The 23,980-nt window shown below is 72.8% G+C and carries 16 protein-coding genes and 1 tRNA gene; 7 read left to right on the top strand and 10 right to left on the bottom strand.

Annotated features, from left to right (window positions below; genetic code table 11):
* The first annotated feature begins 160 nt into the window (after positions 1-160).
* Complete coding sequence (locus tag ABZ822_RS09710; RefSeq protein ID WP_360849605.1) at positions 161-574, top strand: ATP-binding protein; 414 nt, start codon at positions 161-163, stop codon at positions 572-574.
* A gap of 255 nt (positions 575-829) precedes the next feature.
* Positions 830-1,921 carry a winged helix DNA-binding domain-containing protein gene (locus ABZ822_RS09715; RefSeq protein WP_360849608.1) on the top strand — a complete coding sequence of 364 codons (1,092 nt, stop codon included), beginning with the start codon at positions 830-832 and terminating at the stop codon, positions 1,919-1,921.
* Positions 1,922-1,942: 21 nt separating this feature from the next.
* On the opposite strand, the gene ABZ822_RS09720 is transcribed toward ABZ822_RS09715, so the two are convergent.
* The 4 genes from ABZ822_RS09720 to ABZ822_RS09735 form a co-directional block, all read right to left on the bottom strand.
* On the bottom strand, positions 1,943-4,015 hold the full coding sequence (locus ABZ822_RS09720) for an IPT/TIG domain-containing protein (protein ID WP_360849611.1): 2,073 nt from the start codon (positions 4,013-4,015) through the stop codon (positions 1,943-1,945).
* Positions 4,016-4,320: 305 nt separating this feature from the next.
* On the bottom strand, positions 4,321-5,061 hold the full coding sequence (locus ABZ822_RS09725; RefSeq protein ID WP_360849614.1) for an IPT/TIG domain-containing protein: 741 nt from the start codon (positions 5,059-5,061) through the stop codon (positions 4,321-4,323).
* Positions 5,062-5,241: 180 nt separating this feature from the next.
* Positions 5,242-5,517, bottom strand: coding sequence for a hypothetical protein (locus ABZ822_RS09730; protein ID WP_360849616.1), 276 nt, complete (start codon positions 5,515-5,517; stop codon positions 5,242-5,244).
* A gap of 410 nt (positions 5,518-5,927) precedes the next feature.
* Positions 5,928-8,759: an AAA family ATPase gene (locus tag ABZ822_RS09735; RefSeq protein ID WP_360849619.1), complete on the bottom strand. Its 2,832-nt coding sequence runs from the start codon at positions 8,757-8,759 to the stop codon at positions 5,928-5,930.
* Between the two features lie 252 nt (positions 8,760-9,011).
* Here ABZ822_RS09735 and ABZ822_RS09740 point away from each other — a divergent pair, with 252 nt between their 5' ends.
* Positions 9,012-11,849: an AAA family ATPase gene (locus tag ABZ822_RS09740; RefSeq protein WP_360849622.1), complete on the top strand. Its 2,838-nt coding sequence runs from the start codon at positions 9,012-9,014 to the stop codon at positions 11,847-11,849.
* A gap of 78 nt (positions 11,850-11,927) precedes the next feature.
* Here ABZ822_RS09740 and ABZ822_RS09745 read toward each other — a convergent pair whose 3' ends face one another.
* The 4 genes from ABZ822_RS09745 to ABZ822_RS09760 all read right to left on the bottom strand — a co-directional run bounded on the left by ABZ822_RS09745 (position 11,928) and on the right by ABZ822_RS09760 (position 17,651).
* A complete protein-coding gene (locus ABZ822_RS09745; protein WP_360849625.1) occupies positions 11,928-14,747 on the bottom strand; it encodes an AAA family ATPase in 2,820 nt (939 codons plus the stop codon).
* Positions 14,748-15,061: 314 nt separating this feature from the next.
* Positions 15,062-15,922, bottom strand: a complete 861-nt coding sequence (locus ABZ822_RS09750) for a PT domain-containing protein (RefSeq protein ID WP_360849628.1) — start codon at positions 15,920-15,922, stop codon at positions 15,062-15,064.
* A complete protein-coding gene (locus ABZ822_RS09755; protein WP_360849631.1) occupies positions 15,919-16,518 on the bottom strand; it encodes an RNA polymerase sigma factor in 600 nt (199 codons plus the stop codon). Before ABZ822_RS09755 ends, ABZ822_RS09750 begins: the two co-directional genes overlap by 4 nt.
* A 218-nt stretch (positions 16,519-16,736) precedes the next feature.
* Positions 16,737-17,651 carry a LysR family transcriptional regulator gene (locus ABZ822_RS09760; RefSeq protein ID WP_360849634.1) on the bottom strand — a complete coding sequence of 305 codons (915 nt, stop codon included), beginning with the start codon at positions 17,649-17,651 and terminating at the stop codon, positions 16,737-16,739.
* Between the two features lie 105 nt (positions 17,652-17,756).
* Here ABZ822_RS09760 and ABZ822_RS09765 point away from each other — a divergent pair, with 105 nt between their 5' ends.
* The 3 genes from ABZ822_RS09765 to ABZ822_RS09775 all read left to right on the top strand — a co-directional run bounded on the left by ABZ822_RS09765 (position 17,757) and on the right by ABZ822_RS09775 (position 20,907).
* A complete protein-coding gene (locus ABZ822_RS09765) occupies positions 17,757-18,794 on the top strand; it encodes a zinc-dependent alcohol dehydrogenase family protein (protein ID WP_360849637.1) in 1,038 nt (345 codons plus the stop codon).
* A gap of 157 nt (positions 18,795-18,951) precedes the next feature.
* Positions 18,952-19,632 carry an NAD(P)H-binding protein gene (locus ABZ822_RS09770; protein WP_360849640.1) on the top strand — a complete coding sequence of 227 codons (681 nt, stop codon included), beginning with the start codon at positions 18,952-18,954 and terminating at the stop codon, positions 19,630-19,632.
* A 171-nt stretch (positions 19,633-19,803) separates the two neighbouring features.
* Positions 19,804-20,907, top strand: coding sequence for an endonuclease/exonuclease/phosphatase family protein (locus ABZ822_RS09775; protein ID WP_360849643.1), 1,104 nt, complete (start codon positions 19,804-19,806; stop codon positions 20,905-20,907).
* 49 nt (positions 20,908-20,956) lie between these two features.
* Here ABZ822_RS09775 and ABZ822_RS09780 read toward each other — a convergent pair whose 3' ends face one another.
* Both ABZ822_RS09780 and ABZ822_RS09785 read right to left on the bottom strand, forming a co-directional pair.
* The gene (locus ABZ822_RS09780) at positions 20,957-21,463 is read right to left on the bottom strand and encodes a DUF3995 domain-containing protein (protein WP_360849646.1); all 507 of its coding nucleotides are present in this window, start codon (positions 21,461-21,463) and stop codon (positions 20,957-20,959) included.
* A 464-nt stretch (positions 21,464-21,927) separates the two neighbouring features.
* Positions 21,928-22,003: transfer RNA gene (locus ABZ822_RS09785), tRNA-Arg, on the bottom strand.
* Positions 22,004-22,299: 296 nt separating this feature from the next.
* Here ABZ822_RS09785 and ABZ822_RS09790 point away from each other — a divergent pair.
* On the top strand, positions 22,300-23,976 hold the full coding sequence (locus tag ABZ822_RS09790) for a dynamin family protein (protein ID WP_360850458.1): 1,677 nt from the start codon (positions 22,300-22,302) through the stop codon (positions 23,974-23,976).
* The last annotated feature ends 4 nt before the right edge of the window (positions 23,977-23,980 follow it).

Below are 23,980 nucleotides of genomic sequence, written 5' to 3' on the forward strand. Positions count from 1 at the left end.
TCGCCTCTGTGGTTCTTCCGGTCAAGTTGCGTACGCCTCAGCGCAAAAGTTGTGACACGTGGTGGCGCGCGATGACGCCGAGTAGCGTCATATGCGGATTGCGGTTTCCTCCGCAGTGCACCGTGCGGCTTGTCCTGAACGAGGTCGAGGTGGCGATGCCATGAACGCGGACGTGGCGGACTTGCGGCGGGAGCGGTTGCTGGAGCTGCTCTTCGCGGCCGAGGACGTGCCCATACTGCGGCGGCAGCTCACGGACTGCGCGGCCCGCGCCGGTCTCGGGGAGCCCCGCCGCAGCGACTTCGTCCTCGCCGTGCACGAGGTCGCGTGCAACGCCGTCGAGCACGGTGGCGGGGCCGGACGCCTCCTGCTCTACCGCTGCGACGGCGCCCTGCACTGCAGGGTCTCCGATCACGGGCCCGGCTTCACCGAGGAGGTCATCCCGCCCGACCCGCCGGGGTTGTGCGGCGGTGAGGGCGGGCGCGGGCTGTGGCTCACGCAACAGCTCACCGACCGGCTGGAGATCGCAGCGGGGGCGGTCGGCGCGGTGGTCACCCTCGCCATGGGCCTGTCCTGAAGCGACCTGTCCTCAGCCCCCGCCGGGCGCGGCAACCGTCTTCCTGCAACTCCGTTCGCCGACTACGGAGCGTGCCGAAGCGGGCCGACCGAATCTGTCCAGGTGAGGGACACGGATGGGCACGTACCCGCACGGAGCGGCCATGCCTCCGGGCACTCTCCTGGGAGCCGAACGGGCCCTGCCCGTACGGGGGTTCATCGCGGCCGGCCGGAGCGGAGACCGGGCGTTGTCGTACCCGGCTGCCAGAGTGGGCCCATGGAACGGAACCGAGCGGACCGGCTGCTGCGCGCCCGCGCCCAGCTTCTCGGCGGAGGGATCAGGGAGACGACGGTCGCGGGGGTGCTCGCCCGTGTCCTCGCCGTCCAGGCCCAGGACCTCACGGCCGCCGGCCTCGGGCTGCGGGTCCGGGCCCGCGGCCTGACGGCCGAGGACGTCGCGCGGGCCACGGACGTCGAGCGCACCGCCGTCCGCGGCTGGTACCTGCGCGGCACGCTCCAGCTCGTCCCGGCGGCCGACGCCCCCTGGCTGCGGGCGCTGTTCGGCCCGGTCTTCCTGCGGCTCGCCGCACGCCGGTTCCGTGAACTCGGCCTGGACGAGACCCTGTGCGAGCGGGCCGAGCGGCTCATCGTCACGGCCGTCGACGGCGAGGGTCCGCTGACCCGCCGGGAGCTGACCGACCGGCTGGCCACGCTCGGGGTGGACCCCACGGGCCAGTCCGCCTACCACCTCATCCGCCGCGCCGCGCTGTCCGGCCGTATCTGCCACGGCCCGCAGAGGGACGGTGAGGCGACCTTCGTCCTCCTCGACGACTGGCTCCCCTCCACCGGTCCGCTGCCGTGGGAGGGCCAGGCCGCCGAGGCCGAACTCGCCCGGCGCTATCTGGCCGCCCACGCGCCCGCCACCGTGCAGGACTTCGCCCACTGGTCGGGACTGAAGCTCACGGCGTGCAGACGGGCCTGGGAAGCCGTGGCGGACCAGGATCGGGATGCGGAGCCTCCGGGCGCCACGGACCCGGGCGATGCTGATTCAGGAAGTGCGGGCCCGGACGTACGGCTCATTCCCGCCTTCGACAACTACCTGGTGGGCTACCGCAGTCGGGAGCTGTCGGTTCCCGCCGAACACGAACGCGCGGTCCGGCCCGGCGGCGGCCTGATCCGTCCCACGGTCCTGGCCGACGGCTGGGCGGTCGGCACATGGACAGCGCCGACCGACCGCCGGCCCACCGTGGGCGTCGAGGCGTTCGGCGGACCCGCCGGGACATCGGGCTTCCCCGCAGAGGTGCTGGAGGGCCTCCGCGCCGAGACGGAGGACATCGCACGCTACGCCGGGACGGAGCCACGGCCTTGAGGGGGCAGGGCTGAGGCGCTGTCAGACCGCGGGCGGGGCGACGCGTGTGTAGGTCCGGGTCGCGCTGCCGCCCGGGGTCGTCACCGCGACGGTGACCGAACCCGCCGAGCCCGGTGGGGCGATCGCGGTGATGAACGCATCGGAGACCACCGTGAAAGCGGCCGGCGTACCGCCGAAGGTGACGGACTGCGCCAGGGTCAGCGCGGTGCCGTTCAGGGTGACGGTGTTGCCGCCGGTGGCCGGCCCCGAGGACGGCGCGAGGGCGGTGAGAGAGGGGGCCGCGACGTAGATGTACGTGACCGTGGGCGCGCTGGTGCCGCCCGGGGTGACGACCGTGACGGCCACGACCCCGGCGGACGCCGCGGGCACGGTAGCGGTGATCTGGGTGTCGGAGACCACCGTGAACGACGGGGCGGACGTGGCCCCGAACTTCACCGCCGTGGCCCCGAGGAGGTTGCTGCCGGTGAGCGCGACGGTCGTACCGCCGGACACCGGGCCCTTGTCGGGGGAGAGGTGTGTCACGGCGGGGACGCCCCGGTAGAAGTAGAAGACCGTGGGCGGCGTCGTCCCGGCAGGGGTGCTGACCGTGACCGCGGCGGCACCGGGGCACGCGGCGGGCGTCACGGCGTTGATCTGGGTGTCGGACACGACCGTGAACGACGTGGCGGGTAAGGCGCCGAAGGTCACCTCGGTCGCGCCGGTGAACCCGCTGCCGGTCAGGGTGACGCTCGTGCCTCCCGCCGCGGGCCCCTGGGAGGGCGTCACGGCCGTGACAGTGGGTGCCGAGGCGTAGGCGTACGGGAGCCCGTTGGTCGTTCCTGCGGGGGTGGTGACGGTGACTTGGACGGTTCCGGTGCCGGCGGGTGCGGTGGCGGTGATCTGGGTGGCGGAGACGACGGTGAAGGAGGTGGCGGCTGTCGTGCCGAACTTGACGGATGTGGCGCCGGTGAGGTTGGTGCCGGTGAGGGTGACGGTGGTGCCGCCCGTCGCCGGTCCCGAGGTCGGACTCAGCGAGGTCAGTGCCGGGACTTCGACGTAGGTGTAGGGGAGGCCGTTGCTGGTGCCGCCCGGGGTGGTGACGGTGACTTGGACGGTTCCGGTGCCGGCGGGTGCGGTGGCGGTGATCTGGGTGGCGGAGACGACGGTGAAGGAGGTGGCTGCTGTCGTGCCGAACTTGACGGATGTGGCGCCGGTGAGGTTGGTGCCGGTGAGGGTGACGGTGGTGCCGCCCGTCGCGGGTCCCGAGGTCGGACTCAGCGAGGTCAGTGCCGGGACTTCGACGTAGGTGTAGGGGAGGCCGTTGCTGGTGCCGCCCGGGGTGGTGACGGTGACTTGGACGGTTCCGGTGCCGGCGGGTGCGGTGGCGGTGATCTGGGTGGCGGAGACGACGGTGAAGGAGGTGGCTGCCGTCGTGCCGAACTTGACGGATGTGGCGCCGGAGAGGTTGGTGCCCGTCAGCGTGACGGTCGTGCCGCCCGCTGCCGGTCCCGACGTCGGACTCAGCGAGGTCAGCGTGGGCGCGGACACGGCGACGTAGGTGTACGGGACGAACTGGGGGCTGACACCGCCGGGGGTGGCCACGCTCACCCCCACCGTCCCCGTGCCCGCCGGTGCGGTGGCGGTGATCTGGGTGGCGGAGACCACGGTGAAGGAGGTGGCTGCCGTCGTGCCGAACCTGACCGCCGTGGCGCCGGTGAAGTTGGTGCCCGTCAGCGTGACGGTCGTGCCACCCGCGGGCGGACCCGAGGACGGGCTGACGGAGGTGAGCACGGGTGCCGGCACGGCGACGTAGGTGTACGGGACGAACTGCGAGCTGATGCCGCCGGGCGTGGTCACCGTCACCCCCACCGTGCCCGAGCCCGCCGGGGACACCGCCGTGATCTGGGTGTCGGAGACGACCGTGAACGAAGCCGCCGCGGTGGCGCCGAACCGTACCTGGGTGGCGCCGGTGAAACCGCTGCCGGTCACGGTGACGGCACTGCCCCCGCCCGTCGAACCCGAGGACGGACTGATCGAGGAGACCACGGGTGCGGCCAGGACGGCCGCGGCGTGTATCGGGTCCTTCGCCTCGCGTGACGGTTCGTGCCTGCTCATGGCTGCTCTCCTGACGGGCGTGATGGCGCGGGCCCCGGCCGTCCGTGGCGGAGAACCGGCCGGGGCCCGCCGACGGAAGGACCCTGTTCGCCCCGCCCCGTACACGACGGTTCCGGGGGGGGAGTCCGTGCAGCGGATGTGCTGCAGCGGCCGTGCGCGGTCCATGAGGGCCGTCAGCGGTCCGTGGAGCGACCGTGCGGCGATCCGTCGCCGCCCGCGGTGACGACACGGGCGGCGGCGGATCTGTGGGTCACGGATCCGCGGCCACCGGTCTGCGGCCGCGGATCCGTGTGCTGCGGACCGGATCAGATCCCGGGACCGGCCACGTAGGTGAAACCGTCGGTCTCGGTGTCGCTCCCGGCAGCGTTGGTGACGACGACGTCGACCGTGCCCGTCCCGGGAGGCGAAACGGCGGACAGCGTGGTCGAGTTGATCACCGCGAACGGCGCCGCGACGGCGTCGAAGGTGACCGACTGGGTGCTGCCCAGGTTGGTGCCCGTGATGGTCACCGCGGTGCCACCGGACTCCGGGCCATCGGCCGGCGCGACCGTGGTGATCGTGGGCGCTCCGACATAGGTGTACGACAGCCCGTTGTTGCTGCCGCCCGCCGTGGTGACGGTGACGCTCACCGGGCCCGCCGCGTGTGCGGGCGCGGTCACGGTGATGACGCTGTCCGACACCACGGTCGGAGTGGCGTTGGTGCCGCCGAAGGACACGTTGGTCGCGGTGGACAGGCCCGTCCCGTTGACGGTGACGGTGTTGCCGCCTGCCGTCGAGCCCGCCGCCGGGCTCAGCGACGACTTGAACGGCGACCCCACGTAGAAGAAGGGTATGGGGTTGCTGGTGCCGCCCGGGGTGGTCAGGGTGACGTCGACCGTGCCGCTGCCCGAGGGCGAAGTGGCGGTGACCGTCGTGGGGTTGACGACGGTGACGTTGGTGGCGAGCTTGGAGCCGAACCGGACGGCGGACGTGCCGGTCAGGTTGGTTCCGGTGATCGTGACCGCGGTTCCGCCGCCGGTCGATCCCTGGTTCGGTGAGATGGGCATGGGATACCTCCTGGTTGCCTGGTGCGGTGTGCCTGGTGCGGTGTGCGTCTGTGCGGTGTGCCAGTGCGGATCGCCTGTGCGGATCGCCTGTGCGGTTCGCCTGTGCGTCGAGGGGCGGAGCGGGGGGAGAGAGGCCGTCCGCCGCGTGGCGCCGCGCCGGGACGGGCGCGGGCGGGTGGGTCAGCCCGAGCCGAAGGGCACGCTGCCGGGCGGGGCGTAGTTGTTCGGGGCGTCGCTCCTGACCACGGTGCCCACGAGGTTCACCGAGGCGGACAGTTCGTGGATCCCCCCGCCTCCGGCGGTGTCCGTGGCCACGGCCGCCTCGACCACGTCGACGAGAGCGCCCTCGCCGCAGCTCACGAACAGGACGGCCCCGGCCTGGCCGGGGACGCGAGCGAGACTCACCGGCGGGGTCGCGGCCCCGAGCAGAGCGGGGACTCTACGGGTGGCTCGCATGGGGACGCTCCTTCGTGCCTGAAGGGGCGAGCCGCACCAGTCGGTGCCGTGCTGGACGGCACCGACTGCTGGATCCATTTCCCTCCGCGGGGGAGCCTGCCCAGCGACGCGGCGGCTGGGAAGCCCGGGTCGGCCGTGAAGCCGGCGACGGGACCGCCGTGTCGTCACTCCTCCGGGAGGGTGGGCGGCCCGCCGGTGTGGATGAATTCAGCGAAGCACCGGGTGTGAAGGCTCACAAGAAAGGGGGAATTAGTCGTACCGGCTTTTCCGATGTGCGAGGTGAAAGGCCGTCAGGGCGTACCACCACTCGTACCACCGCGCGATTCCTTCTGCGCTCCCACGGCGGGTACGGGAGCCGCCGCAGGTCCGTCGAGCGGGAATCCTCTCATCTCACGGACCGGACAGCGGAGTTACGGCTGACTCTGCAGATGATGAGAGGTGACTTCTGTGGCGAGTTCGACGCGGGAGCCGAGGCTGAGTTTGGACAGAATATTGGAGACATGGGTCTGCACGGTGCGCCGGGAGATCCGCAGACGCGCCCCCACATCCGGGTTCGACAGCCCCTGGGCGACCAGCGAGGCCACCGCCACCTCGGTGTCGGTGAGGCTGTCCCAGCCGCTGGTGGGCCGCCCCCGCAGGCCCCGGTGGCCCCTGCGGACCCCGAGGGCGCGCAGCCGCGACGCCGCGCGGGTGGCGTCCCAGGTGGCGTCCAGCCCGGCGTAGACGTCCATGGCCCGGTTCAGCGCCGCCCGGGCGTCGGGCATCCGCCCCGCCTCGGCCAGGGCGGCGGCCACGTCCTCGTGGTACAGCGCCCGGAAGAGCACCCAGGAGAACCGGTCGTAGAAGTGGGACGCTTCGAGCAGCACGTCCGGATCGTTGTCGAGCAGCCCCCGGCAATGGGCGGCGAATGCGGAAATCCCGTCCGGTACGCCGGTGGCCGCCCGGGACTCGACGGCGACCGTCAACTCCCGCGCGAATTCGGTGTTCCCCGCGTTGAGCGCGAGGCCCACCACTCGTGGTGCGAAGAATGCCAGGACCGAACTCATCACGGTGACAAAGCCTTCGCCGACCAGAGCCAGGCAGCGGTCGAGCGCCCGGCCCGCATCGCCCTCGGCCTCCTCCAGTTCGCAGGCCGCCCACACCGCAAGGTGGTCGAAGAAGAATTTCTGCGGGGCGGAGTCGGTGGCGTTCTCCACCGCGCCCAGATGCGTCCTCGCGGTGACGAAGTCGTTGCGGTGCACGGCGATGACGGCCGCCAGGCTGTGCAGCGGCTTCGGCAGTGATTCGTTCGACGGCTCCAGCCCCGCCTGGATCTCGACCAGCGCGTCGTCCCACCGCCCGTCGGCGAACATCACCTGCGCCCGGGACAGGTCGCACAGCGGCACATGGTCCCAGAGCTGCTTGGCGACCTGCTGACTGAAGCCCATCGCCTCGTCCGCCTCCTGCGTACGGGCCAGCGCCAGCAGGCAGTAGCCGCGGATGAGGTGCAGCGGGATCTGCTTGTCGACCGGTGCGTTCTCGTCCCGCGCCATCCGCAGGGCACGCTCGGCCCGGTCGAGCCCCCGGCGGGTCTCGCCCCGCAGCAGATGCAGCAGGGCAAGCGTCTGGTACGCGTCCGAGAGCGCGTTGATGTCCCCCAGTCCGAGCGCGTCCCGCTCCGCGTCGCGGGCCATCTTCTCGGCCCGGTCCAGCTCGCCGAGGGCCAGCAGGACGACCGACCCGAAGGCCTGCAGACGTACGGTCTCGATCTCCGAGAGGACCACCGAGGTCCGCGCGTGCTCGATCTCGGCCCACGCCAGCTCCGGCTCCCCCGTCACGTACGGGGCGCGCGCCAGGATCCACCAGATGGTGCCCTCCGACGCGAGGTCGTGGTGGTGGGCCAGGGCGCGGCGCGCCTGGTCCTCGGCCTCGGCGGCCCGGCCTGAGCGCAGCAGGGCGGCGGCGAGCAGGATGTGCAGGCGGCCTCTGCGGGGCTCGGTCGCGTCCGCGCAGTCCAGGGCAGGGCGCAGCAGTTCGACCGCCAACCGCGGTACGCCGACGATGAGTTGCTCGCCGTTCTCGACCAGCCAGTCGATCACCCGTGGGCTGCCCGAGGGTGTCCCCAGCGTCAGATGCTCGGCGATCAGCTCGGGCGGGGCGGGGGTCTCGGCGAGCGCGAGGCCCGCCTCCAGGTGGAAGGCGGCGCGCAGCGGCCCGGGCAGGTCGTCGTAGAGGGCCTGGCGGACCACGGTGCGCCGGAAGGAGAACCGGCCGCCCTTCTCGTTCAGCACTCCCGCATCACGCGCATCCATGAGCACACCCAGCACATCGTGCACAGGGCGGGCCGCCACGACGGCCAGGTCCTCGACGGTGATGCCGGCGCCCAGGACGGAGGCCACCCGCAGCACGGACAGCGCCTCGGGGGAGAGGAAGTTGAGCCGCTGGAGCACGGCCGCGCGCAGGGACGGGGTCGTGGTGGGAACGCTCGTCTCCACGGTTCCGTCGGTGACCCGGATCGCGCCGCTCGCGGTGAACGTCTCGACGAGCTGGGTGACGTAGAGCGGATTGCCGCCGGCGTCCTTCATCAGCCGCAGCAGGTCCTCCTCGGGCCGCGCGCCCAGCATGCGGGTCACCAGCTCCCGTACGGTGCCCTCGTCCAGCGGCTCCAGCGTCAGCACGGTCGCCCCGCGCTCCGGCAGCGTGCGGCGCAGCCGGTCGAGCTCCGGCCCGCCGGGCGGAGCGGTGCGGCACGCCCCCACCAGCAGGACGGGAAGCTGGCCGAGCGAACGGCTCAGCTCGGCCAGTACGCGCAGGCTCGCCCCGTCCGCCCACTGCAGGTCGTCCAGCACCAGCGCCAGCGGCCCCGAGGCGCACAACTGGTCGACCTGGGCGAGGAAGGACTCGCTGAACGCGGCGTCGGCTGCCTCGACCCCGAGCGGCGTGCTGGTCCAGCCCGCGCCGCGGATGAGTGCGTCCACCCCGGCGTCACGGGTCTCGCCGGTGGTGGCCCGCGCGCCCAGGCACGTGGAGATCGCGGCGAAGGGGAGACGCTGGTCGATCTCGTCCGCCGCGCCGCTGAAGACGCGCAGACCGAAGCGGTGGGCCTGCTCCTCGGCGTGGGAGAGCAGCGCCGTCTTGCCGATGCCCGGCTCGCCCTCGATGAGCAGGGCCCGGCCCACGCCGGTCGCGACCTCGCGGGCGAGCCCTTCGACGGCTGCTGTCTCGGCGGTACGCCCCACGAGTCCCACGGGCACGTCGGCCACGCTGGTCTCCCTCCCTCCGGAGGCTGACCCGTCAAGTGTGCGATACCTCGCATTCACTTACAAACCCTATGACAACTCCCGTTACGGACCCCGCAGTAGTCGATCTGTAACCGTGTGTGAGCTAAGTGAGGGTATGAGCGAAACGTCAGTAAAGTGGGAGTCTTATGATGATTCGGGGGGTGCCGGGGCGACGCTCGGTCGGTGAAGGGGCGGCGGTGCCCGGCACACCGGGTACAGATCGGTGGGCGACGCATGAGTGTGGCAACAACCGGACTGGCAGGGCGTTCCCAGGAGATGCGGGAGCTCGACACCGCCGTCACCCGGGCGTCCTCGGGGCTCGGCCAGGCCGTCCTCCTGGAGGGCGAGCCGGGCATCGGCAAGACGGCGCTGCTCCAGGCGGCCGCCGCCGCTGCCCGGGAGAGCGGCATGCGCGTGCTCCACGGCGCGGCGGAGGAGCTGGAACAACGCGTGCCGTTCGCCTCGATCGGGCGGTGTCTGGGCATCGACACCGCGTGGGCCGACCCCCAACTGCGCGCCCTGGCCGGGCAGATACGCGGAGAGGGCCGACCCGACGTCATCCCCGGACTCGAGGCGGACTTCGCCACCGTTGAGGCGATCCTCGCCCTGCTCGACGACTGGTCGTCCACCGGCCCCGTCGCCCTGCTGATCGACGATCTCCAGTGGGCGGACAACGGAACGCTCGTCCTGCTCCACCAGCTCGGCAAGGCTCTGCACAGCATGCCCCTGGTGCTGATCACCGCCTTCCGCCCCGCCGCGGCGGGCACGGAACTCGATCAGCTCCGCCACAGCCTGATCGGCCGCGGCGCGGCCCTGATCGAAGTCGGACCGCTGGGTGAGCACGCGGTCTCCCAGATCGTGCGCGGTCTGCTCGGTGCGCCCGCCGGCCCGGAGCTGCGCCGCCTGCTGCACGACGCGACGGGGAACCCGCTGTTCGTCACCGAGATCGTCGGGGCGCTGGAGCGGGAGCGGGCGATCCGTATCGCCCAGGGCACGGTGGAGGCGGACTCGGCCGACGTCCCCGCCTCTCTGGCCTCCGCGATCATCGGCCGGCTGGACTGGGTGTCGCCGGAGGGCCTGGAGGTGCTGCGGACGGCGTCCCTGCTCGGCTCCGGCTTCACGGTGCCGGAGCTGTCGACGGTGACCGGCAAGCCGGCGGCGGACCTGGTCGACTCGGTCATGGAGGTCGTCCGGTACGGCCTGCTGCGGGAACAGGGCGAACGCCTGGTGTTCCGCCACGACTTGATCCGCCAGGCCCTGTACGAGGCGATCCCCGCGCGGGCCGCCTCCCACAGCGCCGTCGGCCGGGCCCTCGCCCGCAGCGGCGCGCCCGTGGAGCGTGTCGCCGAGCATCTGCTGATGGGCGCGGACACCGATGGGGGCGGCAGCGCGGCGACCGGCGGTGACGCGGTCGTCGACTGGGTCGCCGACCACGCCGCGGCGCTCACGCTCCGCGCGCCCTCCCTCTCCGTCGAACTGCTCCGGCAGACCCTGCACGGCACGGACCCGGACACCGAGCGGGCCGGACGCCTCGAAATCCTGCTGGCCTCGGCCCTGTTGTGGTCCGCGCGCGCCGCCGAGGTGCAGCCGCAGGCCGAGGAAGCCCTTCCGCACCTTTCCGACGCGGCGCAGCGCAGCGAACTGCTCTGGGTCCTCGCCCAGGCGGACGTCGCCGTCGGCCGGCCCGACCTCGCCGTCCAGCGGGCCAGGGACGCCCTGGACTCCGGGACGCTGTCGCCCCCCGAGACCCGCCGCTACCAGGCGTTCCTCTCCACCTGCCTGTTCCGCTTCGGCCAGCTCGACCGGGCGCTCGCCATCGCGCAGGAGGTACGCGCCGACTCCGTGCGGTACGGGGAGTACCACGCGATGGTCGACTCCCTGCTGACGATCGCGATCGTGCGGATGTTCCACGGCAACTACCGCGAGGCCATCGAGGCGGCCGACCAGGCCCTGCGGAACGCACCGGGGCAGGCCGTACCGGCCCACAGCCTGATCGGCCTCTACATCATCCGGGGGCGGAGCCTGTTCGAACTCGACCGGACGGCGGAGGCCCACCAGTCCATCGCCGCCGGCCTCCAACTCGGTGAGCGCAGCGGCGGCATGCTGCTGACCCTGTGCCACGCCAGCCGCGCCTCCTTCATGTTCCACGCCGGACGCTGGGACGACGCCCTCGCCGAGGCGCAGGTCGGCATCGAACTCCCCGACCACCTCAGCACGCCCCGTGCGATTCACGGCCTGATGGCCCTGATCGCCGGATTCCGAGGGGACTTCGCGGCCGCCGACGAACGCCTCGCGGCCGCCGATTCCGCCACCTCGTCCTCCACCACCACCCCCTACGTGGAGTATCTGCCGCGCTGGGGGCACGAGTTGCGGCTGGAGTCGCAGGGCCGCAAGGAGGAGGCGCTCGCCGATCTGCTGGAGGGCTGGCGGCGCGGCTTCGGCCCGGTCCAGGGCGTCGGGCTGCTCTTCCGGGCCGCCGACCTCGTACGGCTCGCCCTGGACGTCGGCGACACCGCCACGGCGCACGAGGTCATCGAGGAGGCGGAGCGGATCGACGACGCCGAGCGCACCACACCGCGTGCCCGCGCGATCATCTCCCACTGCCGGGGGCTCGCCGACCGGGACCTCGGCACCCTCGCCGAGGCCGCGGACTACTACCGGGAGACGCCCTGGCTGCTCTCGCGCGGGCAGTACTACGAGGACGTCGCCGCCGTGCTCGCCGGCGCCGGACGCCTGGAGGAGGCCCGTACCGAACTCGACCGGGCCCTCGACGTCTACGCCCAGATGCGGGCCGACTGGTGCGCCACGTGCGCGGAGGAACGCCTGGAAGCGGCCGGCCTGCCCAAGCGCCGCACCGACCGCCGCCGGCGGCCGGCCAGCGGCTGGGAGGCGCTCACCGACACGGAGCACAAGATCGCGGCGCTGGTCGCGGAAGGACTGTCCAACCCGGCCATCGCGGCCCGGATGTTCATCTCGCGGCGGACCGTGCAGTCACATGTCTCCAGCATCCTCGCGAAGCTCGGGCTCACCTCGCGCGTCGAACTGGCGACGGCCGTGACACGGCAGCGCTGACCGTACGGGCGCCCGTACGGTGGCGCGAACGGCGCCCATGATGCGTACGGGCCGAGCCGCCGGACCCACTCCGAACGGTCAGACGTGGCGCGCCACTTCGACCGCGATCTCCACCCGCGACGTCAGCTCGAGCTTGCGCAGGATGATCGACACATGGGACTGCACGGTCCTCCGTGAGACGAAGAGCTGCGTCCCGATCGCCGTGTTCGACAGCCCCTGGCCCACCAGCGCGGCCACCGTGCGCTCCGTCGCGGTCAGGGACGCCCAGCCGCTGCTGGGACGGGGCGGGCGGCTGCGCCGGGCGCGCACCACACCCGCCGCGGCGAGCCGCGCCTCGGCCTGCGCCACGCACCGATCGGCCTGGAGGAGGGAGTAGAGACCGAAGGCCCGGTCGAGCTCCGTACGCGCCTCGTTCACCCGTCCCGCCCCGGCCAGAACGGCCGCGCAGTCCTCGTGGTACTGGGCGCGTGACAGCAGCCGCGGCGTGCGCTCGTAGTGCCCGGACGCCTGAGCCATCAGCAGCGGATCGCCGTCCACCAGGCCCTGGCAGTGCAGCGCGATCGCACGGGTCCCCGGGGCCGAGCCCTCCGTGTCCGCCAGCCGCTGCTCGAAGGCCGCGACGTCGCGCGCCACGCCGCGTTCGCCGAGCGCGAGCGCCAGCCGTACGAGGTCGGCCGCCCGGAAGGTCAGTCCGGCGCCGCCCATCGCCCCGAAGCCGTGCTCCCAGCCGTCCAGCAGATCCTCGAATGCCTCCCGCGGACGGCCGTCCGCCTCCTGCAGGACCTGCCCCGCCCAGCGCGGCAGATACTCGTGTACCGGCGTGGTGGGCGTCCGCACCGCACGGTCCGCCGCCTCCAGGCGCTCCCGGGCCCTGTCGATGTCGCCGCGGAGCGCCGCGATGAGCGCGGCCAGCCCGTCCACCGCCCGCGGTACGCCCAGGAAACCGGGGAGATCCCGCCCCGAGTCGAGCACCGCCAGCGCGTCGTCCCACTGCCCGCTGTGGAACATGAACAGGCTCCGGCCGACCTCGCAGAAACCCAGCAGCACACTGCCCTTCCGCTCCGCGAGCCGCCGGGCGGACTCCATGGCCTCCTCGGCCTCTCCCGAGCGGTCCAGACTCATCAGGCTGAAGGCACGCGTCGTGTGCAGGGCGATGACCCGGTCGCTGTGCACGGGTTCGGAACGGGCGATCCGCAGCCCCTGGTCCGAGTCCTCCAGGGCCACCTGGGGCAGTCCGCGCAACTGCGCGACGGCCGCCAGCGGATGGAGCGCGTCCACCAGCGGGGCCACCTGCTGCAGCTCCCCGGCCTCGGCCCGTACGCGCTCCGCCAGGTCCGCGGCCCGGTCCATGTCGCGGGCGTGGAGCAGGGAGATGGCGAGGAACGCCTCGAGCCGCAGTGTCTCCGCGGTGCTCAGCCCGCCCGTCGCCAGCGCCTCGCGCGCCCGCTGCGCGCCGAGGCCGGGCCGCCCCCGGGCCATGCACGCCTGGCCGAGCAGCGCCAGCAACTCCCGTTTCCGCGCCGGGTCCTGGGTGTCCGCCAGCGCCTCCTCGGCGAGGCGTTCGGCCTCGGGAGCGCGTCCCGTCCACAGGAGGCCGGACACCAGCTGGACCCGCAGCCGGGGGATGCGCGGATCGTCCGGAGCCGTCCCGGCGAGGGTCGCCTGCAGCAGTTCGACGGCGAGACCCGGCGCGCGGACGGTGAGGGCCTGGGCGTTGTCGAGGACCCAGTCGGGCAGGGTGTCCTCGCCCGCCCCGGCCCCCAGCAGCAGATGTTCGGCGACCCGCTCGACGGCCGAACCGCCGCGGGCCAGGGCACGGGCGACCGCCGCGTGGGAGGCGGTACGCGCCGGAACGCCGTCGTACAGCGCCTGGCGGATCAAGTCGTGGCGGAAGACGAGCCGTTCGCCCTGTTCCGTCAGGACTCCGTTGCGTACGAACTCCAGGATCGGTTCGACCAGCCGGGCGGGCGAAATGCCCGTCACCGCGGACAGTTCGACGACCGTGAACGCGGATCCGAGGATGGAACCGGCACGCAGGATCTCCTGCCCTTTGGGGGAGACCCAGTCCAGCCGTCCCACGATCGCCGAGGGCAGCGTGGCGGGCGCGTCGCCCCCACTGACGTCGGCCGTGCCCCCGGACGCCACGATCGCCTCGTCCCGCTGCAGCGCGGCGACGATCTCGGTGACGAAGAGCGGGTTGCCCGCCGCGCCGCCGAGCAGCTTGCGCAGCCCCGGCCCGGCGGGGGCGCCGAGCAGCTCCTCCGCCAGCTCGCCCACCGCCTTCTCGTCCAGCGGACCGACGGTGACCCCCTGCGCGCCGCTGGTCGTCAGGCTGCGCCGCAGCCGGTCCAGCTCCTCGCCCGGCACGGGGCGGCTCGCGCAGACGACCAGCAGCGGAACGGTTCCCAGCGACTTGCCGAGGCGGTGCAGCAGCAGGAGCGTTCCGCTGTCCGCCCAGTGCAGGTCGTCGACCACCAGGGCCACGGGGCCAGCCGTGCACCACTCGTCCAGCAGGCCCAGGACGGCCTCGGCCGTGGCGAAGTCCGCCCCCGGCGAACGGCCGGCCGCGGACTCTCCCTCGCGGCGTACGAGCCGGGCGAGCGCGCGGGCCTGCCCGTCCAGCCGCCCGGGTGTCCCCGTGTCGAGGCACCGGGCGATCGCGGAGAACGGTACGCGGCGCTCCAGTTCCTCGCCCGCACCCTCCAGGACGCGGAAGCCGGACTCCCGCGCGCGGCCGACGGCCGCTTCGAGCAGCGCGGTCTTGCCGATGCCCGGTTCCCCCTCCACCAGCACGGCCTGCCCGACTCCCGACGCGGCGGACGCGATCGCCGTCTCCAGGAAGCGCAGCTCGTCCGAACGGCCCGGCAGTTCGCCTCCGCGCATCCGCACCTTCGCCATCGCACCGCCGCCCCTTCGCGCGCCGTGGCCGTGTGCCGTCGGCTGCCCCCTCCATCCACGCTAGACCGGAGCGGACGGGCGCGACGGAACACCGGGGAGTAGCCCGGCCCCTTCGCGGATTGCGGTGGGGCGGGTGCGGAGAGTGAGCAGCCTGGGCGGGGCCCGACGCGCCTCTCCGGCGGTCCTCGCCCGGGCGGGGACGAGGACCGCCGGGAGGGATCCGGGGGCCGGGGTACGGGACCACCGGAGGCGGAGCGGGACGTGAGGCCCCGCGAGGATGCCTGCCTTACGGTTCAGGCCTTTGAGTTCAGGCCCTACGGGTTGTGGACCACGGCACCCGGGGGCAGCGCCGGCAGGCAGTCCGGTCCGTCACCCGGTGCGAGCCCGACCTGCCAGATGCTCAGGCCGTGCTCGGGGTCCGTCTTGGCGAGCGGGAAACCGAAGGTCAGGGTGGTGCCCTTGGGGATCCGGTCCGGCATGACCAAGGCCACGAGCTTTCCGTTCTGCTTGCCGATCCAGTACGACTTGCCGTCGCCCCACATATCGAACCTCTTGCCCTCGGAGGCGGGCGCCGTGGGCTTCACGGTGACATCCCCCGTCGGCTCCCCGCTCGGCTCGCCTGTCGGTTCCGTGGTGGGCTCCCCCGTCGGCCCACCCGTCGGTTCCGTGGTCGGCTCCTCCGTCGCGTCGGGATCCCCGCTCGGGTGTGTGGGGGGCCGCGGGGACGGGCATGCGGGGTCGCCCACGTACACGCGAGCGCGCACGCCCATGCTCTCCAGGTCCTTCCGCATCCCTTCGATGTCCGGCTTGCCGGAGGGGTCCTCGATGGTCAGCTTGACGATGCCCGTCTTCTTGCGCTCCACCGTGTAGGCGGCGTTGACGATGCGTGACTGCGAACCCCCGCCGTCCGCACGGGAGCCGGCGACGGCGTCACCCGAACCGTCCGGCCCGTTCTGCCCGATGACGAACGCGGTGGCCACCATGGCGACCGCGACCCCCGCGGCCAGCCCGACCTGCACCGCGCGTCCCCGTCCGCGCACGCGCCGTTCCGCGGGCCCGAGGACCACGCTCTCCGCGACGCCGGTGTCCTCAGGGGCGTCGCTGTGCAAGGGCGGGTGCTCGATTCGGGCCTTGAGCTCCTGCAGCAGCCGCTCCTCGAAGCGTCCGGTGTTCATGAGGCCTCCAACAGCGACCGATGGGATGAAGCGGAGTCCCCGTCGACGGACGGGGCGGGGGCATTGCGTACGGCCTGGCGGGCGCGGTGCAGCCGGACGCGCGCCGTCACCGCGTTGATGCCGAGCACCGAGGCGGCCTCGGCGACGGACAGGCCGTCGACCGCCACGAGTTCGAGCAGTTCACGCTGGCCGGGAGGCAGGGCCGCGATCTGCTCCAGCAGACCGCGGCAGGCCCGTTCGGCGTCGATCCGTTCCTCCAGCCGCGCGATGTCCTCGCTCTCCAGCAGCCGGCGGCCGGCGATGCGGCTCTCGGCGGACCGGGCGCGGGCGGCTCGCCGGTTCTCGGAGGCGACGACGTTACGGGCGATGCCGTGCAGCCATGCCGCCGGGCTGCCGTACTCGGCCCGGTATCCGTGGGCTCCCGCTATCGCGGCGACGAAGACGTCGGCCACCAGATCGGCGGCGGCGTGCGGATCCCGGGTGCGCCGGGTCGCGTAGCGCAGCACGGCCTGCACATGGTCGCGGTAGAACGCCTCGAAGACCTCCGGATCCTCACCGATCCGCGACGTGTCGTAGTCGCCCGGTGGATGTCGCATCTCGTCTCCCTGTCGTTCGGTGCCTTTCCTCACCTCTTGGCGCGGGACGGCGGAGGCGTTACACGGGCAGCCAACAAGGCGGGGATGCGTGCCGCTACGGGCGGGCGTACTCAGTTCCGGTGCGGGCCCGCCGGAGCGCCGCGGCCCCGAGAGGACGTGCGGGGATCACAGGAACGCGGGATGCGGGCCCTCTTCGGCGCCAGGCCCGGGTACCGTGCTCAGCTCGTGGCGCCCGCCGCCCCCAGGGCGTCGAGGCAGGCGGCGACGGCGGGCCGGTCACCCGTACCGCGCCGGACAGCCGCCTCGATCGTGCGGGTCAGCCCGGGGGTGTCGACGGGGCGGGCGACCAGGCCGGGCGGCAGCGCCGTGGCGGCCAGGCCGGGGACGAGCACCGCCCCGGCGCCGGTGGCGGCGAGTGTGAGCATCGCGGCGAAACCCGAGCAGGTGTGCCGCACCTGCGGCGTGAAGCCGGCGTGGCGGCAGGCGAAGAGGGTCGCGTCGTGGCAGGCGGTGCCTTCGGCGGCGGTGATCCACGGGGTCTTTGCCAGGGACGCGAGGGCCAGCGGCTCGGTACCGTCCCGCCTGGCGGAGGCGGGGTGGGACGCGGGAAGGACGACCAGCAGGGGGTCGGTGAGCAGGTGGTGGGTGTCGAACCCCTGCGGAGCGGTCGTGCCCAGGTGTGTGTAGCGGTAGACGACGGCTACATCGGTCCGTCGCTGCCGCAGCGCCGGAAGGCTGCCCTCCGGCTCGGCCTCGGTGATGTGCGGCGTCAGTCCGGGGTGGCGGTGCGCCAGGGTCTCCAACAGGGGTGCGATCAAGGGGGACATGGCACTGGTGAAGCAGGAGACGCGTACGGGCCCGACCGGCTCCGCGGCCGGTCGCGTCAGCCGGGCATGGGCGCGTTCCAGGGCGGCCAGGACGGCTTCCGCGTCCTCCACGAGCCCCTGGCCCGCGGACGTGAGCCGGATCCCGCGGCCCTCGCGGAGCACCAGCGGGACGCCCGTCTCTGCTTCGAGCTGCTTGAGCTGCTGGGAGACGGCGGAGGCGGTGACGCCGTGGAGCTCGGCGACGGCGGTGACCGTGCCGTACTCGGCCAGATCGCGCAGCAGGACCAGGCGCCGGACATCAAGCATTAGAACAGCTTAAACGCTGTTGAAGTTCATGTAGCTGGACGCGAGGTCCGGGGGCGGTGCAGGCTGCGCGAGTACAGCCCGAACTGGCATTCCCCTGGAGCATACGTGCGCGCCACCGTCATCCATGGCCCCAAGGACCTGCGGGTCGCAGAGGTACCCGACCCGCGGATCGAGCGGCCGACCGACGCCGTGGTGCGCGTGACGCACGCCTGCATCTGCGGCAGCGACCTGTGGGCGTACCGCGGTGTCGCGGAGCGGCAGCCCGGTCAGCGCATCGGGCACGAGTTCCTCGGCGTCGTCGAGGAGGCCGGGCCGGAGGTCACCGGGTTCCGCGCCGGAGACCGGGTGCTGGCGCCCTTCGTCTGGTCGGACGGCTCCTGCGGCTTCTGCACCGAGGGCCTGCACACGTCCTGCCCGGAGGGGGGCTTCTGGGGGGAGCCGGGGTCGGACGGCGGCCAGGGCGAGGCCGTGCGGGTGCCGTACGCGGACGGGACGCTCGTACGCCTGCCCCACGACCTGGACGAGACGCTGGTCCCCGCCGTCCTCGCCCTGACGGACGTGCTGTCCACCGGGCACCACGCGGCGGTCGCGGCGCGGGTCCGGCCGGGCGCCACCGTCGCGGTCGTCGGTGACGGGGCGGTCGGACTGTGCGGGGTGCTCGCCGCCCGCCGCCTGGGCGCCGAGCGGATCATCGCCCTCGGCCGGCACACCGAACGCACCGCGATCGCCCGGGAGTTCGGCGCCACGGACGTGGTGCCCGAGCGCGGCGAGGAGGCGGTCGCCGCCGTGCGCGAGCTGACCGGCGGCACCGGGGCGCACGCCGTGCTGGAGGCCGTCGGCACGGAGGAATCGATGCGTACGGCGATATCCGTCGCCCGCGACGGGGGCGCGGTCGGCTTCGTGGGGGTCCCGCACGGGGGGAGCGCCGGCGTCGACATCGGGCAGATGTTCGGCCGCAATGTCGCGCTGTGCGGCGGCGTGGCACCGGCGCGCGCGTACATCCCCGAACTGCTCCCGGACGTCCTGGCCGGACGCCTGGACGCCTCGCCGGTCTTCGACCTGACGGTCGGCCTGGACGGGGTGCCCGAGGGCTACGCGGCCATGGACGAGCGCCGCGCGCTGAAGGTCATGGTCCGCCCGTGACGCCCCGTCATGACGCCTTCGTCATGACGTACTTGCACCGGCGGCCGTTGCGAGAGCCGGGTGGGAGGCTCTCGCGACGGCCGTACCGCCGGAACGCAACCGCCGTACGACACCGACCCGTTGGAGGAGAACCGGTGCGTGACATCGAGGAGTGCCCGTGCGCGTCGTGATCGCCGGAGGCCACGGACAGATCGCCCTGCGCCTGGGACGGCTGCTGAGCGGCCGCGGCGACACGGCCGTCGGCCTGATCCGCAACCCCGCTCACATCGACGACCTGCGTGCGGCAGGCGTGGAACCGGTGGTGTGCGACCTGGAGGCGGCCACGACCGAGGAGGTCGCGGCCCATCTGAAAGACGCGGACGCCGTGGTCTTCGCCGCGGGCGCGGGGCCGGGCAGCGGCGCCGCGCGCAAGGACACCGTGGACCGCGCGGCCGCCGTCCTGCTGGCCGACGCCGCGGTACGGGCGGGCGTACGCCGCTACGTGATGGTCTCGACCCGGGGCGCGGGCAGCGAACCGCGCGCCGGACTGGACGAGACCGGCGTCGCGTACGTCCGCGCCAAGACGGCGGCGGACACGTACGTGGCGTCCCAGGACCTCGACTGGACGATCCTCCGCCCGGCGGCCCTGACGAACGAGCCCGGCACGGGCGCGGTCCGCCTCACGGCGGAACGCGGCCCGGGGGACGTCACCCGCGACGACACGGCCACGGTCCTCGTCGCGCTCCTCGACACCCCGTCGACCCGGGGCCTGACCCTGGAACTGGCGCAGGGCGAGACCCCGTTGGCCGCCGCGGTGTCGGAATGCGCGCGGGAGCGGACGGGAGCGCGGCAGGCGTAGTCCGGGAGGTGACACGTCCGCCGTCCCGGCCGGGACGGCGGACCCCTCTCTCCGGTTCTCTCCGGTGGACAGAGGGCGGCGAGGCTCGGAGAATTGAAGTGTCGGCGAGCAGTGACTCGGCGGCGCCTGACCCGTCGGCCGCGTGAATTCTGCGCCGCGTGAGGAGGCGCCATGACACTCCGCATCGCCACCTTCAACGCCGAGAACCTCTTCCGCCGTCCCCGGGTGTTCGCGCTCGAGGACCAGGCGGAGCGGCGGGAGGTCCTGCAGGACTTCGCCGCCCTCGTCTCCGTCCTCGACCACGAGACCTACACGGCCGAGGACAAGGAGACCATCACCGGGATCCTCGAGAAGTACGACGTCCACAACTCCCGGTCCAGGACGCGCCCCTTCGTGGTGAACGAGACGCGCGGTGGCGCCAAGCTCTTCAAGGTCAAACAGGGCGGCGCCATCGAGATCGTCGCCAAGGGGCGGCAGAACTGGGTCGGTTGGGCCGAGATGGTCCGTGACGACCTGAACTGGGACGCCGTACAGAACACCGGCCGCCTGATCGCCGAGGTCGACGCGGACATCCTGCTCACGGTCGAGGTCGAGGACCGTCTCGCCCTGGACCGCTTCAACGAGCAGGTCCTCAAGGACGTGATGGGCGCAAAGAGCTACCCGTTCAACATGCTGATCGACGGCAACGACAGCCGCGGCATCGACGTCGGCCTGTTCAGCCGCAGGCCCGTCGAGTGCGTCCGCTCGCACATCTTCGACACCGTGTCCGGTCGCACGATCTTCAGCCGCGACTGCCCGGAATTCGAAGTCGAACTGGCCGACGGGAAGCCGCTGTGGATTCTCGGCAACCACTTCAAGAGCAAGGGCTTCGGCAATCCGGCCGAGAGCGCGGCCAAGCGGAAGATGCAGGCCAAGCGGGTCAAGGCGATCTACGAGGCCGCCCTCGAACGTTCCGCCCGGGTCGTGGTCGCCGGAGACCTCAACGACACGCCCGACAGCGATCCGCTCGAACTCCTGCTGGACGCAGGCCTCCAGGACGCGATGAGCCACCCCAGCTACACGGGAGCCCCCGGCACGTACGGGACAGGCCAGTCGCTGAAGCAGAAGATCGACTACCTGATGTTCTCGCCGGACCTCTTCGACCGGGTGCAGGCGGTGGACGTCGAACGCCGCGGAATCTGGGCGCCCCACACGTTCAAGTCCTTCGAGACGGTCACGTCGAAGGCCACGCAGGCGTCCGACCACGGGGCGCTGTTCGCGGATCTGGAGATGTGAACCCGGGCCGCCGGCCGGTCCTGCTGCGGTGTCCGGCCTGCGGCGGGGATCAGGGGCGCAGCGCCTCCGGCGAGCCGGGCCGGGCTCTGCCGGAGGCGCGAAAGGCGAGTGCGGCCAGGGCGAAGGTGATGCCACCGGCGACGAACCAGGGGTTCCAGAGCGCCAGCGTCCAGAAGCGCTGACCCGGGCCGATGTCGGCGTCGAGGCCGGTGAGGTCGGTCAGCAGCAGCACCTCGACCAGGACGCCCCGGACGGACAGGACGGCGGCCACCGCCCACCCGAGACCGCCGACGGCCGCGCGCACCAGAGGGCTTCGCGGCCGCCCGAGCGCCAGCACGAGACCGAGCGCGCCCCCGAGGACGCAGAGCGTCCCGACGCCCCAGAGGCCGGTGACGACGAACCACACGGGCCGGTGAGCGGCCAGCTCGGGCCCCGCGGAAACGCTCAGCCCGACATCGCCGCCCAGGGCCCAGTAGTAGTGCAGCCCGGCAAATCCGACCGCCCACGCGCACGCGCCGTAACCCCACCGCCGCGAACGACGCCATTCCCCCGCCATGTCTCCCCTTCGCCCTGAACGCCGAGACTGCCACATGACGCCCCGAACGCTACGGCGCCCCATGGCAGGAAATGCCGGACGCCCTGGGCCTGTTGAGCCGTCCCCGTACGGCACCCTGGACCCCGGCCACCCAACGCGCCCGCGAGCAGATGCCACTGACGCACCATATGCGCGGTCGTTCGGGAGTTGTCAGGCTGTACAGGCCCGGCGCCGGCCGCCTTGGACGACAACGATGCGTGCTCGGTGGTGGGCGGTGCCGCGTGACCGGGGATGCGAGCGTCAGGCTCACCCGCCACGGCCACGGTTGGTTCCTCGACGGCCGGCCGTGTCCGGGAACCGTCGTGGTCGATCGAGGGCGGGCCTGGGGCGCCGTGCCGCGCTCGCGCACTCGCAGATCCCGCCCGGCGCTCGGCCGGACCCCCTCCGACCAGCACAAAAGCCCTCCGGGAGGGAGGGCTGTTCGGTGGCGCCCCCGGCAGGACTCGAACCTGCGGCCAAGCGCTTAGAAGGCGCCTGCTCTATCCACTGAGCTACGGGGGCCGGGTGTGGTGGCCGGATTGGCCTGGACAAGGATAGGGCTCCCTACGCCTCGTCCCGGTTGCTTCACCTCCGTGACACGATGTGGAGGTTCGGTGAAGCAGTCCGATAATCGCAGGCAGATACGAATCCTGCACCGCTTTTCGCGCTCCGGACGCCTGCTGTTGTGCACTCGTTATGCCTGAGCCTCGGGCGCCACACACGTACCGCGTTGCTCCGGTCGGGACGCGGTGGCGCGCAGAGGTAAGCATACGCTTCAAAAAGGCTCCAAAATTGGGCATTCTTCGCATGTGGCGACCTTGGACGTACGGCCCCAGATGCTCGAAGCACTGTCCGCACTGCGCGACCGTGTCGCCGCCGCGCGCTTTCCGCTCGCCCTGCCGGGTGCCGCGCGGGCGCGGCGCGACCGGGCCGAACTCCTCGCGCAGCTCGAGGACTACCTGATCCCCCGGCTGCACGCCCCCGACGCGCCCCTCGTCACCGTCATCGGCGGCTCGACCGGCGCCGGCAAGTCGACGCTCGTCAACTCCCTCGCCGGCCGCCAGGTCAGCGCCGCCGGCGTGCTGCGTCCCACGACCCGCACCCCGGTGCTCGTCTGCCATCCGGATGACCACCACTGGTTCGCGGGCCAGCGCGTCCTGCCCGGCTTCACGCGCGTGTGGACCCCGGTCCACGCCGCGACGGCGGGCAAGGGGGACGGCAAGGGCCACGGAAGCGGCGGCGCCTACGACCCGTACGACGCCTACGAGTCGTACGACGACGAGCACGCGCGCCGCGGGCCCCGCAACGGGCCGCCCTCCCTGCGCATCGAGACCGTCAACAGCCTTCCGCCGGGCCTCGCCCTCCTCGACGCCCCGGACATCGACTCCCTCGTCTCGCGCAACCGCGAACTCGCCGCCGAGCTGATCTGTGCCGCCGACATCTGGGTCATGGTCACCACCGCGACCCGCTACGCCGATGCGGTGCCCTGGCACCTGCTGCGCACGGCCAAGGAGTACGACGTCACGCTGGTCACCGTTCTGGACCGCGTGCCCCACCAGGTCGTCGCCGACGTCTCCCGGCAGTACGGCGCCCTGCTGGACAAGGCCGGGCTCGACGACGTACCCCGCTTCACCATCCCCGAACTGCCCGAGTCCACCGGCGTGGGCAGCGGGCTGCTCCCCGGCAGCGCCGTCGCCCCGCTCCGCGAGTGGCTCGTGCGCCATGCCCAGGACACGGGGGCCCGTTCGGCCGCCGTGGCCCGCACCGCGCGCGGCGTGCTCGCCTCCCTGAACGTCCGTCTGCCGGCGCTCGCCGGTGCCGCCGCCGCCCAGCACGCGGCCGCGCTGCGGCTCGCGCACTGCGTGGAGGAGGCGTACGCGGGAGCCGGTGAGCGGGTCCGCCGTGACGTCGCCGCGGGCAGCGTTCTCGCGGGCAACGCCCTGACGCGCTGGCGCGGTTACCCGCAGGACAGCGGTGCGGCGGAGTTCCTCGACGCCCTCGCCGACAGCCTGACCGCCCTCCTGTGCTGCGCCGTCGCGGGCGCCGACGAGCGGACCGAACAGGCCTGGCACGCCGACCGGATGGGCGCGCAGGCGTACGAGCCCGGCAGCACGCGCACCGAAGGATCCGCGGCGCGCATCGGGGTCGCCGTACGCCGCTGGCGACGCTGTCTCGAAGAACTGGTCGACGAGGAGATCCGCGCCCTGGAACGTCCGGCGACCGTCGACGCGGACCGGACCGCCGTCCTCCTGGCGGCGGTGCTGCTCGGCGGGGACCGAGGCCGGGTCGCCGGCGAGAACCTCGCCGACTCCCTCGGCGCGCAGGGTGCCGTGCGCCTGCGGGATCGCGGAGGGGAACTGCTCGCCGAGTGCCTGGACGAGGTTCTGGGCGGCGAACGCGACCGTCGGCTGGCTCCCTTGGACGCCCTCGACGTCACCCCCGAACAGCAGGCCTCTCTGATCGCCGCGCTGTCCGTACTGCAGAAGGAGAGGTGACCGC

The organism is Streptomyces sp. NPDC047108 (assembly GCF_040643575.1).
Classification (GTDB): domain Bacteria; phylum Actinomycetota; class Actinomycetes; order Streptomycetales; family Streptomycetaceae; genus Streptomyces.

What these genes read in the sequence shown, in the direction of transcription:
- ABZ822_RS09710 (WP_360849605.1), top strand. Translation starts at nt 161, where the DNA reads ATGAACGCGGACGTGGCGGACTTGCGGCGGGAGCGGTTGCTGGAGCTG.
- ABZ822_RS09715 (WP_360849608.1), top strand. Translation starts at nt 830, where the DNA reads ATGGAACGGAACCGAGCGGACCGGCTGCTGCGCGCCCGCGCCCAGCTT.
- ABZ822_RS09720 (WP_360849611.1), bottom strand. Translation starts at nt 4,015, where the DNA reads ATGAGCAGGCACGAACCGTCACGCGAGGCGAAGGACCCGATACACGCC.
- ABZ822_RS09725 (WP_360849614.1), bottom strand. Translation starts at nt 5,061, where the DNA reads ATGCCCATCTCACCGAACCAGGGATCGACCGGCGGCGGAACCGCGGTC.
- ABZ822_RS09730 (WP_360849616.1), bottom strand. Translation starts at nt 5,517, where the DNA reads ATGCGAGCCACCCGTAGAGTCCCCGCTCTGCTCGGGGCCGCGACCCCG.
- ABZ822_RS09740 (WP_360849622.1), top strand. Translation starts at nt 9,012, where the DNA reads ATGAGTGTGGCAACAACCGGACTGGCAGGGCGTTCCCAGGAGATGCGG.
- ABZ822_RS09745 (WP_360849625.1), bottom strand. Translation starts at nt 14,747, where the DNA reads ATGGCGAAGGTGCGGATGCGCGGAGGCGAACTGCCGGGCCGTTCGGAC.
- ABZ822_RS09750 (WP_360849628.1), bottom strand. Translation starts at nt 15,922, where the DNA reads ATGAACACCGGACGCTTCGAGGAGCGGCTGCTGCAGGAGCTCAAGGCC.
- ABZ822_RS09755 (WP_360849631.1), bottom strand. Translation starts at nt 16,518, where the DNA reads ATGCGACATCCACCGGGCGACTACGACACGTCGCGGATCGGTGAGGAT.
- ABZ822_RS09760 (WP_360849634.1), bottom strand. Translation starts at nt 17,651, where the DNA reads ATGCTTGATGTCCGGCGCCTGGTCCTGCTGCGCGATCTGGCCGAGTAC.
- ABZ822_RS09775 (WP_360849643.1), top strand. Translation starts at nt 19,804, where the DNA reads ATGACACTCCGCATCGCCACCTTCAACGCCGAGAACCTCTTCCGCCGT.
- ABZ822_RS09780 (WP_360849646.1), bottom strand. Translation starts at nt 21,463, where the DNA reads ATGGCGGGGGAATGGCGTCGTTCGCGGCGGTGGGGTTACGGCGCGTGC.